The organism is Alkalimarinus alittae (genome assembly GCF_026016465.1).
Taxonomy (GTDB): domain Bacteria; phylum Pseudomonadota; class Gammaproteobacteria; order Pseudomonadales; family Oleiphilaceae; genus Alkalimarinus; species Alkalimarinus alittae.
Genome location: NZ_CP100390.1, coordinates 464,084 through 478,204, shown reverse-complemented (window position 1 = coordinate 478,204; position 14,121 = coordinate 464,084). Strand labels below are relative to the sequence as shown.

14 protein-coding genes are annotated in these 14,121 nt (G+C 43.4%); 8 read left to right on the top strand and 6 right to left on the bottom strand.

Annotated features, from left to right (window positions below):
* The first annotated feature begins 85 nt into the window (after window positions 1-85).
* The 3 genes from rsmD (at window position 86) to NKI27_RS02060 (ending at window position 2,103) form a co-directional block, all read left to right on the top strand.
* Window positions 86-697 (top strand): 16S rRNA (guanine(966)-N(2))-methyltransferase RsmD, encoded by a 612-nt coding sequence (gene rsmD, locus NKI27_RS02070; RefSeq protein WP_265048044.1) that lies wholly within the window; start codon window positions 86-88, stop codon window positions 695-697.
* Between the two features lie 36 nt (window positions 698-733).
* On the top strand, window positions 734-1,543 hold the full coding sequence (mutM, locus tag NKI27_RS02065) for a bifunctional DNA-formamidopyrimidine glycosylase/DNA-(apurinic or apyrimidinic site) lyase (RefSeq protein ID WP_265048043.1): 810 nt from the start codon (window positions 734-736) through the stop codon (window positions 1,541-1,543).
* A gap of 233 nt (window positions 1,544-1,776) precedes the next feature.
* Window positions 1,777-2,103, top strand: coding sequence for a hypothetical protein (locus tag NKI27_RS02060; RefSeq protein ID WP_265048042.1), 327 nt, complete (start codon window positions 1,777-1,779; stop codon window positions 2,101-2,103).
* 85 nt (window positions 2,104-2,188) lie between these two features.
* On the opposite strand, the gene cysQ is transcribed toward NKI27_RS02060, so the two are convergent.
* Complete coding sequence (gene cysQ / locus NKI27_RS02055) at window positions 2,189-3,052, bottom strand: 3'(2'),5'-bisphosphate nucleotidase CysQ (protein WP_265048041.1); 864 nt, start codon at window positions 3,050-3,052, stop codon at window positions 2,189-2,191.
* Between the two features lie 142 nt (window positions 3,053-3,194).
* Here cysQ and yrfG point away from each other — a divergent pair, with 142 nt between their 5' ends.
* From yrfG to NKI27_RS02035, 4 genes are all read left to right on the top strand, one after another.
* Window positions 3,195-3,854: a GMP/IMP nucleotidase gene (yrfG, locus tag NKI27_RS02050; RefSeq protein WP_265048040.1), complete on the top strand. Its 660-nt coding sequence runs from the start codon at window positions 3,195-3,197 to the stop codon at window positions 3,852-3,854.
* A 105-nt stretch (window positions 3,855-3,959) separates the two neighbouring features.
* Window positions 3,960-4,373: a ribosome-associated heat shock protein Hsp15 gene (gene hslR, locus NKI27_RS02045; RefSeq protein ID WP_265048039.1), complete on the top strand. Its 414-nt coding sequence runs from the start codon at window positions 3,960-3,962 to the stop codon at window positions 4,371-4,373.
* A gap of 85 nt (window positions 4,374-4,458) precedes the next feature.
* A complete protein-coding gene (gene hslO, locus NKI27_RS02040; RefSeq protein ID WP_265048038.1) occupies window positions 4,459-5,316 on the top strand; it encodes an Hsp33 family molecular chaperone HslO in 858 nt (285 codons plus the stop codon).
* A 128-nt stretch (window positions 5,317-5,444) separates the two neighbouring features.
* Window positions 5,445-7,100 carry a phosphoenolpyruvate carboxykinase gene (locus NKI27_RS02035; protein WP_406803120.1) on the top strand — a complete coding sequence of 552 codons (1,656 nt, stop codon included), beginning with the start codon at window positions 5,445-5,447 and terminating at the stop codon, window positions 7,098-7,100.
* Between the two features lie 175 nt (window positions 7,101-7,275).
* Here the strand turns inward: NKI27_RS02035 and NKI27_RS02030 are convergent, their stop codons facing one another.
* The 4 genes from NKI27_RS02030 to NKI27_RS02015 form a co-directional block, all read right to left on the bottom strand.
* Window positions 7,276-8,313, bottom strand: coding sequence for a putative solute-binding protein (locus NKI27_RS02030; protein ID WP_265048037.1), 1,038 nt, complete (start codon window positions 8,311-8,313; stop codon window positions 7,276-7,278).
* 263 nt (window positions 8,314-8,576) lie between these two features.
* On the bottom strand, window positions 8,577-10,643 hold the full coding sequence (locus NKI27_RS02025) for a TRAP transporter large permease subunit (protein WP_265048036.1): 2,067 nt from the start codon (window positions 10,641-10,643) through the stop codon (window positions 8,577-8,579).
* A 171-nt stretch (window positions 10,644-10,814) separates the two neighbouring features.
* Window positions 10,815-11,834 (bottom strand): putative solute-binding protein, encoded by a 1,020-nt coding sequence (locus NKI27_RS02020; RefSeq protein ID WP_265048035.1) that lies wholly within the window; start codon window positions 11,832-11,834, stop codon window positions 10,815-10,817.
* Window positions 11,835-11,901: 67 nt separating this feature from the next.
* On the bottom strand, window positions 11,902-12,948 hold the full coding sequence (locus tag NKI27_RS02015) for a hypothetical protein (RefSeq protein ID WP_265048034.1): 1,047 nt from the start codon (window positions 12,946-12,948) through the stop codon (window positions 11,902-11,904).
* A 349-nt stretch (window positions 12,949-13,297) separates the two neighbouring features.
* Between NKI27_RS02015 and NKI27_RS02010 the strand changes: the two genes are divergently transcribed.
* Window positions 13,298-13,573 carry an HU family DNA-binding protein gene (locus tag NKI27_RS02010; protein ID WP_265048033.1) on the top strand — a complete coding sequence of 92 codons (276 nt, stop codon included), beginning with the start codon at window positions 13,298-13,300 and terminating at the stop codon, window positions 13,571-13,573.
* 107 nt (window positions 13,574-13,680) lie between these two features.
* Here NKI27_RS02010 and NKI27_RS02005 read toward each other — a convergent pair whose 3' ends face one another.
* The gene (locus NKI27_RS02005; RefSeq protein WP_265048032.1) at window positions 13,681-14,055 is read right to left on the bottom strand and encodes a ComEA family DNA-binding protein; all 375 of its coding nucleotides are present in this window, start codon (window positions 14,053-14,055) and stop codon (window positions 13,681-13,683) included.
* Between the last annotated feature and the right edge of the window lie 66 nt (window positions 14,056-14,121).

Sequence of the window (14,121 nt, the reverse complement as noted above, 5' to 3'; positions counted from 1 at the left end):
GGCCAAATCCCTTTTAACATGCTCCACAACTTAGACCTCAAAAAACGCAACAAAAACTCTAACCTGGATACGCTTACTTGCTATTATGGCCAACCGAAAACCCAACAAACACAATGCCAAAGGTCGCAAAAACAGCGAAGTTCAAAGCACTCTCAGAATTATTGGGGGACAATGGAGAAGTCGTCGCCTTTCTTTTTCAGCTATCGAAGGACTTAGACCCACCACGGATAGAGTAAGAGAGACGCTGTTTAATTGGGTTTCACCCATTATCCCCGGCGCACGCTGTCTTGACCTATTTACAGGGAGCGGCGCTCTTGGCCTTGAAGCCTTATCAAGAGAAGCCTCATCTGTCACATTCATTGATCAGTCGCCTGTTGCAACCCGCTCGCTAAAGCAAAATCTTCAGCTGCTACAAGCAACCAATGCCGATGTTTTAACAACGGACGCGGTTAAATGGCTTAAAAACACAACACCGGACACGCCATACAATATCGTTTTTGTCGACCCGCCTTTTCGTTGCGGGCTAGTATATGACTGCCTTGAACAACTCAAATCCAAGCCATTTGTCACAACAGGGGCTTATATTTATATTGAGATAGAAAAAGAAGCGGCGCGCCCCCAAACTCCGACTCATTGGCGACTCCATAGAGAGAAAGAAGCAGGTCAGGTTCGTTACATGCTATTTATTTGCGAATAAATAGACACCCCATAGACAGTACAAAAAGGTTAAACCTTGCCAGAACTACCAGAAGTTGAAACCACCCGACGAGGCATACACCCTTACGTCGAACATAACACTATCCGTTCGGTTACCATTAGAGAGCGCCGCTTACGCTGGCCTGTATCTGACGAACTAACCACCCTATCAATGGCATTAGTTCATAAACTAGAACGGCGTGCCAAATACTTGATACTGCACCTACCTAAGGGATACATCATCATTCATTTAGGGATGTCGGGAAACCTTCGAGTGGTTGAGAATAACACCCCTATTGGCAAGCATGATCATGTTGACCTAAACATGAATGATGGCAAAATCATCAGATATAACGACCCTAGGCGCTTTGGGTCTGTGCTGTGGGTCAAGGACTGGGAAAGTCATTCTCTATTTTCAAAACTAGGGCCCGAGCCACTAGAGGCATCATTTAATGCCGACTATTTACATAAACAAGCAAAGGATAAAACAACCGGGATAAAGCAATTTATTATGGATAACAAAAACGTGGTCGGCGTCGGTAATATCTATGCTAATGAGGCTTTATTTCTCAGCGGTATCCACCCCAAACGCCCTGCGGGTAAACTATCCAAAAAACGCATATCGAAGTTTGTCGATCATATAAAGAAAACCCTTGAGACTGCGATCACCCAAGGAGGGACGACATTAAAGGACTTCGTAGGTGGTGATGGTAAGCCAGGGTATTTTCAGCAGCAATTAAAGGTTTATGGTAGAGGCGGTCAGCCTTGCACTGAGTGCAAGACCACATTAAAAGAAATTCGCCTAGGGCAACGGTCAACCGTTTATTGCCCTAAGTGTCAGCATTGAAGTCATCAAAACGCCCGCAGACTGAAACGTCGTCCTACACAATCAAACAACACATTCAACAAGAAAGTAATACGTTCCGTAATCTTATGTTAGAGATTCGTAAAAACTGCTCTTAAAACAGGCAATAGCAAGATAATTCTCAACTATTTTTTTAGACAGTTGGAATATACCTGTTATAGTTAAGACAATTACAACTTTAAACTGCGTTCAACCTCATTTCGGGAGAAGTTTTGATGCGATCCAAACTCGTACGCACTTTGTTAGCCATAGTTGCGACATTAAGCCTAACATTGCCTGCTGTAAGCTCAGCAAACACCATTCAAGAAACACCATCTGCACTGGCTATGACGGGCGATGCACTCGTGGCAAGACCCGTTTTGTTAGCAATGACCGCTGTAAGCACCGTTATTTATGTTGTATCACTTCCATTTTCGGCTCTGGGCGGTAATGCAGGGGAAGCAGCAGAAGTTATGGTTGTTGGTCCTGCCAAAGCAACGTTTGTTCGCTGCCTTGGCTGTAGCATGAGCGGCCGAAAGTTAGAAAAAGTGTCTGAGCAATAAACTAATTCTCAGGTGCTAAGCCATCACGGCCTATATTTATGTCACCCTTGCTGATGCGAGGGTGACAGTAGCAAACCACCGTTTATTAACGTAGCAACGCCCCTTCTACTAACGCCTTCCAGTCATATGATCCATCTGCTACCGCATGGAAATACGGGTTTAGCAACGAATCTTTACGATTACACTCTAATTTATTAAATTGATCATCATACATAACGCCACCTGCAGCTTCTAATACCGCCTGAGCAGCTGCAGTATCCCACTCAGACGTTAGTGCTAGCCTTGGATACCAGTCAGCACTCCCGTCGGCTAGCATGCAAATTTTTAATGAGCTTCCCATACTCACTCGCTCAACGCCGCCAAAAACACGCTCTGCTTCAGACATCATTTTTTCAGCAGCTTCTGCGCCATGTCTCCGACTTGCCACGATTTTAATAGTGTCAGCGGCGCTAACACTACGGGCAGCAATCAATGATTCCCCTGTAGGCGTTTTTTTCCAACTTCCCTGCCCTTTCACGCCATAGTAAAAAATATTTTTCACAGGGACATAAACCACCCCCAATACCGGCTGATGGTTATCTATTAATGCAATATTAACGGTGTACTCGCCATTTCGACTAATAAACTCTTTAGTCCCATCCAAAGGATCAATGAGCCAATACCGCTCCCAACTAGCGCGTTCTTCAAAAGGGGGAATATCGCCCTCCTCAGAGAGCAGCGGTATTTCAGGCGCCAAGCGTCTCAAGCCTGTCGCTATAACCTTATGTGCAGCATAATCAGCTTTAGTCACTGGGGAGTCATCGTCTTTTATTGAAAACGCAACATCCGCGCCTTCTGATGATTCATCTTCAGAAACATTGTAGACTTTCAATATTGCTTCGCCCGCCTCCTCTGCAATGCTTAAAAGCTTAGGCAACATAGCCATCAAGTGCCGATTGTCTTTATTCATGATATACGTCCCACAGGTCCATCCCCTCAAAAATTATCCATTAATATAACAGCCTAGTTAGCATCAGTCACAACACTGACTATTGATTAAAACTAACGTAAAATAAGCTCACTCCCTCACATACACATTAGGTAGCCTTCACATGATCAAATGGAACGACATTGACTCCGTATTTCTCGACATGGACGGCACGTTACTTGATCTGCATTTTGATACTTACTTCTGGTTGACCCATTTACCTGAAAGGTACGCGGATATCAAAGGTGTAGCACCCGCTGAGGCTAGTGAAACCTTGCTACAACTCATCAAAAAAGAAGAAGGCACATTGAACTGGTACTGCCTTGATTTCTGGTCAGACAATTTAGGTGTCAATATCATGCAATTAAAACAAGAAATACAGCACTTAATTGCATTCAGACCACACGTCAAAACCTTCCTACAAGAACTGCAAGATACTCATCACCGCGTTGTATTGGTAACGAATGCGCATAATCACAGTTTAAACCTAAAGCTTAGCATTACAGGATTAGACCATTACGTAGACGCTATTGTTTGTTCCCACGACCTTAAACTGCCTAAAGAGAACCCTGAGTTCTGGGACAAGCTTCAATCGATAGAGGCTTTTGACAAGCGGCGCACTATGCTCATCGATGACAGCTTAGCCGTACTAAAATCGGCACAAACATATGGAATTCAGCATATATACTCGATTGCGCAGCCCGACAGCCAGAAACCACCTAGACATAATGAAGAATTCCCTTCAATCGATCGCTTTGACCGTCACTCAGCTAAAAATAGTTAGCACATTTACCTACAAACTGGCTTCGATTTTCATCAATGAAAACTGCTACAATACGTCTTATTGATAATAATCATTTACCTCTTTTCACTGACCGTAAACATTAACATGGCAAAAAACGAAGAATCTACAAAAGTTAGGTTAGATAAGTGGCTCTGGGCTGCTCGTTTTTATAAAACTCGGGCTATTGCTAAAGACGCAGTAGAGGGCGGCAAGGTTCACTACAATGGCGCACGAGCAAAACCAGGTAAAGCCATAGAACTAGACGCCCACCTCAACATACGCCAAGGTTTTGTTGAAAAAGAGGTCGTGGTGCTTGCTATAACGGACAAACGTCGAGGCGCCCCCGAAGCCGTATTACTCTATGCTGAAACAACCGAAAGCGTAGCCAAACGCGAAAAAGCTGCGTCAGACCGTAAACATATGATGGCAGGTCAACTACCTCCAGCAAGGCGACCCAACAAAAAGCAGAGACGTCAAATACATCGATTCGAGAACATTAATAACGTTGATGAAAGCTAACACCGAACCACCACCCGTTATAAAAAGAACTCAGCACATTTAACGTGCACACACAGCATTGATATCCAGAAATAGGCTTAAAAGCATGAAACATAGCGATACCTTCCAACGTTTTTTATTTGACAACCACCAAATAAGAGGAGAGCTGGTTCGACTCAATAAAAGCTTCAAGGACGTTAAACAGCGCAAAGAGTACCCTGCGCCATTACAGACATTAATAGGTGAAGCCCTAGCAGCATCGGTACTCATGAGTGGCACGTTAAAATTTGAAGGCATACTTTCAGTTCAAGCTAGAGGAGACGGTGCAGTAAAGCTATTAATGGCTGAATGCACCCATGACAAAAAGGTTAGAGCCATCGGTCAATGGGAAGGCGATATACCGAGTGAGTCATTAACCGCCCAACTAGGGGCTGCACAAATTGCCATTACAATTGACCCCACCAAGGGTCAGCGCTATCAAGGAATCGTCCCACTTGAAAAAAACACCCTCGCAGACTGTTTAATACAATACTTTGAACAATCTGAGCAGCTGAGCACCCTTATCCTGCTTTTTTGCGACCAGGAGTCTGCATCGGGGCTATTTTTACAGCAACTCCCTGCACGAAACAACGAAGCAAAAGATAGTGACGCCTGGAATAGACTCACTCAATTAGCGAGCACTCTAACTGCTGATGAAATTCATAAACTAGATGGCGAGTCTCTCCTCAAGCGGTTGTATCATGAAGAGGAAGTAACAATTTATCCTGAAGAGCCTGTGCAGTTTGAATGCAGCTGTAGCAAACAACGCACGGCAAGCACCATCATTTCTCTTGGACAAGATGAAATATATGACATTTTAGCGGAGCAAAAGGCAATAGAAATCAGCTGCCAGTTCTGCAACGAATTATACCGATACGAAAAATCAGAGATTGACCAATTATTTGGCAATAATAGTTTTCATTAATACGATTATTACAGACTATAACAGGTCTTAATAACGGCATTAGTGAATTCAGTTTTATCTTGATTTATCAAAGAATTACTAATTTTTTGCGTTAACATAATCACCAAAAGCGTCAATCAAAATCACAAATAGTCGTTTTTTATTCCACATTTTGGCATAATGGCGCCCCAGAATTTATTAGGTCACTATTTATACGCCGTTTTAAGCGCCTAAATAGTGATAAAACACCAGCAAAGGGTGAGGTACAAGTGAGTAACACTTATATTGATCTAAGCACCGCTCAACTTGTTGAGCAAGCGCTTGAACGTAAGGAAGGCCAACTGGCCGATAACGGATCTCTGGTTATTAATACCGGAAAAAGAACAGGGCGCTCGCCACTAGATCGATTTATCATTGAAGAGCCGAGCACTTCAGATCTGATCCATTGGGGACCGATTAACCGTCCTTTCGACGCCGATAAATTCGACGCTCTTTGGGATCGTGTCGAAGCGTACCTTGCAGAGAAAGATAGCTTTGTTTCTCACCTGCATGTTGGCGCAGATCCTGATCATTATCTTGCCGTAAAAGTGTCTACTGAAACGGCTTGGCAGAACCTATTTGGGCGCAACCTATTTATTCGCCCTACCGAGTATAACCCTGCAGATAAGCAAGAATGGCAAATACTAAACGTTGCTAGCTTTGTATGCGACCCAGAAAGAGATGGCACAAACAGCGATGGCACGGTAATGATTAACTTTGCTCAACGCAAAGTATTACTTGCAGGCATGAGTTACGCTGGCGAAATGAAAAAAGCCATGTTCTCTGTTCAAAACTTCCTGCTTCCAGAAAAAGACGTACTACCAATGCACTGCTCTGCAAACGTAGGCGACGACGGTGAGACCTGTCTATTCTTTGGCCTTTCAGGCACTGGAAAAACCACCCTGTCTGCAGACGAATCACGCTTTCTAATTGGCGACGATGAGCATGGTTGGGGTAAAGGTACCGTATTTAATATCGAAGGCGGTTGCTACGCAAAATGTATCGACCTAAGCCAGAAAAATGAGCCTATTATTTGGGATGCAATCCGTTTTGGTGCTATCGTTGAAAACGTAGTGGTTGACCCTGAAACTCGTGTTCCAGACTATAACGACGTATCACTCACTGAAAATACCCGTTGCGCCTATCCATTAGAGCACGTTGAAAAGCGTGTTATTGAAAACCTAGCAGGCGAACCTAAAGCAATCGTATTTTTGACTTGTGATATGACAGGCGTTTTACCTCCTGTATCTATCTTGTCAAAAGAAGCAGCAGCCTATCACTTCTTAAGTGGCTACACAGCGCTTGTTGGCTCAACTGAAATGGGATCAGACTCAAAACTTAAGTCTACCTTCTCTACTTGCTTCGGTGCACCTTTCTTCCCTCGTCCTGCGGGCGAATATGCTGAACTGTTAATGAAGCGTATGGAAGAGTTTGGTAGTCGCGTATATCTTGTTAACACCGGCTGGACAGGTGGTTCACACGGCGTTGGAACTCGCTTTAGCATTCCAACTACTCGTGCAATCATTAGCGCTATCCAGAACGGCGAGATTAGCGATACTGAAACTGAACACCTCGACAATCTTAATCTTGAAGTACCTAAGCAAATCCCTGGTGTTGATTCTGGGTTACTTAACCCAAGAAACACATGGGATGATAAAGCAGCTTATGATGCAAAAGAGCAAGACTTGATCAGCCAGTTTGTTGAAAACTTCAAGAAGTTTGACGTGTCTGATGTAATTGTTAACGCCGGCCCTAAGCTGGGTTAAGCGATTAGCTTTGTAGCGCGCCTATTAAGGCGCGCTACAAAAAATAAAAAGCCCCGACTGATTTATCAGCCGGGGCTTTTTATTGCGTGATAAATCTATATCTTCATTTCAAAACTAGACCTGCTCTTGTAACCGTGATGAAGCAAAGCGGGATCAAGGCGACAAGAGCAAAAAATCACTCAGTTTTTTCAACACATTCAGCATTTGACGGCGCCTGTGAGCAACGAACTTTACGCATAAGTGTTAGCATTTTAGGGCTATAAACACCCTCGTTTCTCAGACCAATACGTACATTTCTAAACATTTCACCATAGCCGGCAACTTCTGATGCCTTTGGAGAAACCCAAAGATCACTATTGATAGTGGCTTCAGCATCAGCAATCATCTTAAATGCTTCATCGTACTTTGATGCAGCATACGTTCTAAAGTTTTGCCCAAAGCCTTCTGGGAACTTCTCAGAATCAATGACAACTTGGAAGGTAAGCTGAGCAACCTTATAACTAAAGACCCCTCCGTTTTCACCAATACCTTTATAGAGCTCAAGGGGCTCATACGCAACTGCTGGAGCATAAGCAATATCTACGCTGCCATTATTAAACTTACCCGCAAAGTTAGCCGTGCTTGACCCGACGATTGACGCACCCACATGGCGAACCATATGCATAGCAGCTGAATCGTAATCAAATGTCGCTATTTTTTTACCTTGTAGCTCTCCAACAGTATCAATTGTGCGGTCACGCGCAAAAAGATAAACTGCACCTGCAGGTAAAATTCCCGCAATCTCATACTTACCATTCTTAAGTAACTTGGCCGCTTTAGGTTGGCTCAACGTATCAAGAACCATTCGCATTTCTTTCTTACTTTGAATCGCACCCAATGCACCAATAGATCCTGAGAAAGTATTGTAGTCTCGCACCCTTACATCAGTAATCAGCACGGCGTCACACTGCCCTGCTTTAAAGTCTTCTGATGCTATTTTCTCGTCAGTATAAGCGCGCAACTCGAGGTCAACACCCCATTTCATGGCGGCGGTTTTAGACGATTTCATCAAGTTATAAAGCGGTCCATTTGCTCCAACTGCATCCCATACACAAAATGAACGCTTAACCATTTCTGCCTGTACAGGTGCAGATGAAATCATTATGCCAGCCGCCAATGCTACGGCAGCTTTAACCGGACCAATAGATTTGAATTTATTTTTAATTGTTTCCATGAAAACTCCATTCGACGTTTATTGTTTTAAGCGCTAGATTCAAGCGTTTATCTAAGTTGTTACGTGCGCCAGTTATCGCCTCATTTTGACCGCACTCCCCACCAAGCAATCATTACAGAATCGATAAAACAATACTGTGAACACCTACTTGATTACGCAATGTTACATTCTAATATTTTGACATATCCCCCTTTCTTATAGATATAAAAAAAGGGCAAGCTTTCGCTCACCCTTTTTCATAAATAAATAATATTTAATTAGTATTAATAACCAACCGCTAGAGGTACGAACGCGACAAGCACTAACGCAATACCCATTACAATAAGAGGCATGATGATACGTTCATGACGTTGATAGAAAGTATCTCCTTCCTGCAATGCTAGCTCAACCTCTTCTTGCCCAACCACCTGCCGAGTCAACAAATGGTTCAAAGCAACAGGTGGACTTAGATAACCTAATTCAAAGGCCACTAGCGTCACCATCCAGAAGTGAACAGGATCTATTCCACTTTGATACGCAATCGTCGCAATCGTCGCACTGACCAAGATAACCGCACCAAAGGCGTCCATAATCATACCTAGTATTACAAGCACAATAACCAGTAGAGCCATAGCCCCCCAAGGACTATCAAATGAATGTGGGAACATTTCCATCATACCCGAACGCTCAATAACGCCTCCGATACTCACAGAGCAACCTATTAGCAGTAGCAATGCACCAATCTCAGAGGTCGTTTCATTGGTAGCAGTACGGATACTTTTTTCTAACCCTTGATGATTGATTTCACCTGAAACACTTTTCTTACCACCTTTCAGTGTAATGTGCTCATAAAGCAGAATACCGAGAAGTAAAACAGGTAATACCCTTGGCGCTGAAAACTCATCCATACGAACTTCGAGTGCAAACCGATAAAAAAGAACAATACCCGCCACAACAAGAATGTAAGGCACAAGATGCTTGAACTCTCTGATCATAGCCGGAAAAGCCTCGCCTGCAGGGGCTAGCTGAATCTTGCTCTGGCGATTGACACTCATACTAACAACCATAAACAAACCAGCCGTCAACAAGAACACCCAAATACCCCAGCCAAACAGCTGATCTGTAGTGACTTCTCTATTGAGGTAAGCAATAACCACAACTAATAAGCATGGCCTTAAGACCACACCCAAACTACCCGACATAGCGGTTGCCGCTAAAGCAAGCTGCCGTCTAGCACCTGCATTTCTAAGCTCATGATAGATAACTGCACCTGCTGCAATTACAAAGATACCTGAAGCCCCCGTATATGCAGTAGGAACCGCTGCCGCTATTACCGCAACAACAGCCAGCATTTCTGGGGGCATTTTCCAAGGCTTAAAGACATTAAAAACAAGAGAGGCTAGGCGGGTTTCTTTTAGCATCATCCCCACCCATACATACAGACCAACATTCAAGAACATGTCAGATAGGTCCATCATTTTATCCAGGTAAATGCCTATGCCTGCAACATGCCCAGCCAAGGCAAAGTATGTACCTGCAATGAGACACATAGTGGTGTAGAGCGGAACCGAAAGCAGTGCATGACTTAACTTTCCGCCAGGTTTAATATCTGCTGGAACCCGGAATAACTTAACGGCACTTATAATAGTTAATAATCCAAAACCAGCGATCCACAGGTCATGTAGAATTTCTTTTGAAAGCTCTACCTCTGCTCCACCTGAGTGGGATAACGCTCTAAACGATAAGGTCGAAACAAGTAACATGCTGTTTGCAACAAACTGCAACGTAAATGAAACCGTATGATCAAGTTGAGTCTGCATCGATCTCATAGCAATATGATGACGCGTCATCGTAGCCGTGGCGGCACAAAGTAGAACCAAGAGTGCTAAAATAAAACGCTGTGATGTCAGGCCAAAGGCAACAAGGTCTGACACAAACAACTCAACCGCTCGAAATGCCTTTACCCCTGGGGTGATGCGATCTTTTAATTGCTCAAACTCTGTATACTTAGCAGAGCAGTCAGCTTTGGCATTTTCTAACGAACTACGCAAAATAGCAGGATCAATAGGATCATCTGCAAATAGATCCATATCATCATCTGGCTTATTTTTCTCTGCCAGCAACTGTTCCTGCACCCGCTGCTCAACATTGAAGTTGGCGTCACAAGTTGGAAGCTGAGGATCCATGCGAAGCTTATAGTAGCCTCCCCATACCTGCTCACCCATTTTAAGCATTTGGTTGTGGATATCACTGCCCGTGCTAAAAATAACAACGGCTAACAACAAAATACAGGCAGGAAATGAGGAAACCCACTCCCTGACAGAACGATTAGCGATTCCACGCGTTTCCATGGATTAACAGCCTCCAAAGCTTATAATAAATATTCTAGTCATGTTTAATTATTTCAATGAGTTACAGAAACCCAAGCAAGTATTAGCAATCAGAAAAACAAGAATCGCCAATGTAGGCGATCCTTATTTAAATACCCTTTATGCCATGATCAATATTAACGCCCTAACCCATCACTCTCTTTTTTCTGAGCACTCAGAGTTTGTTGGGTTATTTTTGCATCGAACCTTTCTCATCAAACGTAGTGCTTTTGCGTCATAAACGCCTTCGTCACGTAAGGAGATACGCACTTCTCGTAGCATCTTAGAGTAACCTTCTAGCTGCTCAGCCGTAGGCCTCATCCAATACTCTTTCTTGATTTCAGCCTCTGCAGTCTCAACTATTTTGTAGGCTTCTTCGTATCGAGTTGACGTGTAATCTCGTACTTTTTGACCATAACCTTCTGGAAAGCGATCTGTTCGAGCAATGATCTGGAAGTTCATCTGAGCTAACGCAAAGTCAAAGACCCCGCCGTTTTCCCCTAAGCCCTTGTATAATTCCAACGGGGTATAAGCAACCGCAGGCGCATATGCAACATCAACACTACCGTTATTAAACTTACCGGCAAAATTTGCAGTACTTGCCCCCACGACAGAAGCCCCCACATGACGCACCATCGTCATAGAAGCCTGATCATAATCTAGCGTCGCTACTTTCTTACCCTGAAGTTCTTCAACCGTATTGATCGCTCGATCACGGGTATAAAGGTAAATGGCACCAGCAGGTAGAATACCCGCTACCTCATACTCACCGTTTACCATTAACTGCGCAGCCTTAGGCTGAGTAAGCGTTTGCAGAATCATTTTCATTTCTTCGCTACTAGGAATCGCTCCCATAGCCTCTAATGAGCCGGTGAATTTATTAAATTCTCTAGCCCGAGTACCGGTCAAAAGTACCGAGTCACATTGCCCAGCCTTAAAATCTTCAGCGGCAATCTTCTCGTCGGTATACGCTTTCAGCTCAAGATTAATGCCCCACTTCATTGCGCTAGGCTTAGCAGACTTCATAACATTAAATAATGGCCCGTTAGCACCTATGGGATCCCAAACACAAAACGACCTTTCTATCATTTCTGCCTGAACGACTCCACTCATAGCGGTTGTGGATACTACTGCTGCAACAGATAACGCCTTGATGTTTTTTAATAGCTTCACTAACTTGCCCTTATTTTCTGTTATTTATATATAATCTGGAGTGCTAATTATTGTCTGATCCCCGTTGTTATAAGAGGTCATCCAGATCCATTACTTCTACATTAGACTCTTTCTTGTCATCCCAAAAAGTACCTAGACCACCCATAGGTGTTCTATGTCCTGTATTTTCTGTCCACAATCTATCTGACAATGCTTGTAGCTGTATTGTCGCTGTAGTATCGATAAGCGCATAATCAGGGTTCGCTGGGTGTCTTTTAACTTGATCGGCATGACGGCGAATAATATCTTTTACTAACTCGTCTTTTCCGTTGGTAAATGCTGCCATCGCATACAATACATTTGGCAATCTAACGCGAGCCGCTTCACCTTTAGCTTGCGCTGTCTCTAGTCGCTCCCATGCATTCTCGCCATGCGGTAACGCCCCAGGCAGCATTGCCCATACTGCAGCCTTCATTGCCATAGGTACGCCCCACCACTGATCATCGTCAATACAGCTTGTTCCACGCTCCACTTTTGACGCTATATTCTTAGGCACGCCAATGCTCGATGTTGATTGAAGTTCGTTATTCAGCGCTTGTAACCCAGACAACATACCCGCCATCCAAATAAACTGATCAAAGTCATCATCTAAATCTGGACATTCTCCACCAGGCTCTCCGTAGTAGCTCACAAGATGGTTATAAGCCGTAAACTGACGCTTAGACGCGCTCACTAAATGTCGTTTTTGAGTAATCAATGCATCTTCAGCCTCATCTGGCCGTAAATCACGCATCGCTCTTAAGTAGCGTAATTCGTTATCCCATGCTCTTTGCTCTTCACATGCACCGGCAGAAAGACCTAACATTACACCGAGTTGATCAGGGTTTGATGTCACTCGACCAAATGCCATTAACAGTGGCGACAATGCTTCACTCATAGCGCAGCTAACCGCCACGTCTTCGGTTCCAAGCATATACGGTACGGTATGCTCTTTTGCTAGGCTTTGCATAATGTCTCCAGCCGGGGCATAAACCACTTTATCTTTAAACGTTTGGCACCCAACGAGCTGAACTGAAACAACTGCTAGCAGTAAGCTATTTTTAAGTAAGCTTTTTATTTCCCCGAAGTTTTTCACCTGTATCTCCTGTTACAACACTTAGTTTCTGTTGTTTTATTTTTATCGGCTTATATTTTAAGGTCGTGAATTTTGAGCTAGCAGATTATGAACGAGATACAAAAGCAATTGTGAGATCAATTACACAAAGCAGAAAAAAAACAGGAACAAATGTTCAACTTCTGTTAAATAATGCTTAAAGATAAGCCACTTAAACCCTTTCAAATCACCAATCTAGCGAATATTTCGTATTATTTTGAAAATCAGCATTCAATTCGTCAAATCGCTTTGACAGTTGCCAGAAACTCGCTATACATATAGTGAGAGTATTATTAGCTCGACACAATTTTAATAAAATCAGGAGAGTTTTATGCGTAAACCCGAATTGGCTGCTGCAATTGCAGAACAAGCAGAATTAACCAAGGACAAAGCCAACGAAGTAATTAATGCCATTACTGACGAAATTACTAACGCATTATCCCGCAATGAAGCCGTCACATTAATTGGCTTTGGCACCTTCAGCCAAAGGGAAAGAAGCGCAAGAACGGGAAAGAACCCTCAAACTGGCGCCACCATTCAAATAGCCGCTAGCAAATCAGTTGGTTTTAAGCCAGGCAAGTCACTTAAAGATTCCGTCAACCAGTAATACTGGTAACTACTTATACTAAAACATAAGTAAAGCACATAAAAAAGGAGGTCATTGCGACCTCCTTTTTTATGCCTAAACACACGCATACCTAACCCGCATATATCTTAGCCTGTTGCGATAAGGGGCTTTAGCTCGTTAAACATATCGTCTGAGACCCCTTGGACCTGCTTTACATCATCCACAGAGTCATAAGGACGACTATCAATAATACGTTGCGCCAACGCTTTACCAATACGAGGTAGCTGCATTATGTCTTTTAAACTGGCATTATTTATATTCACAAGGGATGACTGAGCGACCGCATTAGAAACAGCCGGAGCCGCCGTTAGTTTATCCGCTAAGACCTCTAACTTTTTTTCTAACGACACCAACTCATACTGAATAGCCGTCTGTTTATCGAGTACATCTCCCGTATTCTTACAAATATTCCACAACAACCAAACGGCAGCACACATTAAAAGAAACATTAGAAAAAGCATATTTGACTCCTCAAGGTAAAATCCATTCGCAGCGACCTATTAACGATAACCTACAGTAAACATAGA

Coding starts and splice junctions, on each gene's coding strand:
- rsmD (WP_265048044.1), top strand. CDS start 86: ATGGCCAACCGAAAACCCAACAAACACAATGCCAAAGGTCGCAAAAAC.
- NKI27_RS02060 (WP_265048042.1), top strand. CDS start 1,777: ATGCGATCCAAACTCGTACGCACTTTGTTAGCCATAGTTGCGACATTA.
- cysQ (WP_265048041.1), bottom strand. CDS start 3,052: ATGAATAAAGACAATCGGCACTTGATGGCTATGTTGCCTAAGCTTTTA.
- yrfG (WP_265048040.1), top strand. CDS start 3,195: ATGATCAAATGGAACGACATTGACTCCGTATTTCTCGACATGGACGGC.
- hslR (WP_265048039.1), top strand. CDS start 3,960: ATGGCAAAAAACGAAGAATCTACAAAAGTTAGGTTAGATAAGTGGCTC.
- hslO (WP_265048038.1), top strand. CDS start 4,459: ATGAAACATAGCGATACCTTCCAACGTTTTTTATTTGACAACCACCAA.
- NKI27_RS02030 (WP_265048037.1), bottom strand. CDS start 8,313: ATGGAAACAATTAAAAATAAATTCAAATCTATTGGTCCGGTTAAAGCT.
- NKI27_RS02025 (WP_265048036.1), bottom strand. CDS start 10,643: ATGGAAACGCGTGGAATCGCTAATCGTTCTGTCAGGGAGTGGGTTTCC.
- NKI27_RS02010 (WP_265048033.1), top strand. CDS start 13,298: ATGCGTAAACCCGAATTGGCTGCTGCAATTGCAGAACAAGCAGAATTA.
- NKI27_RS02005 (WP_265048032.1), bottom strand. CDS start 14,055: ATGCTTTTTCTAATGTTTCTTTTAATGTGTGCTGCCGTTTGGTTGTTG.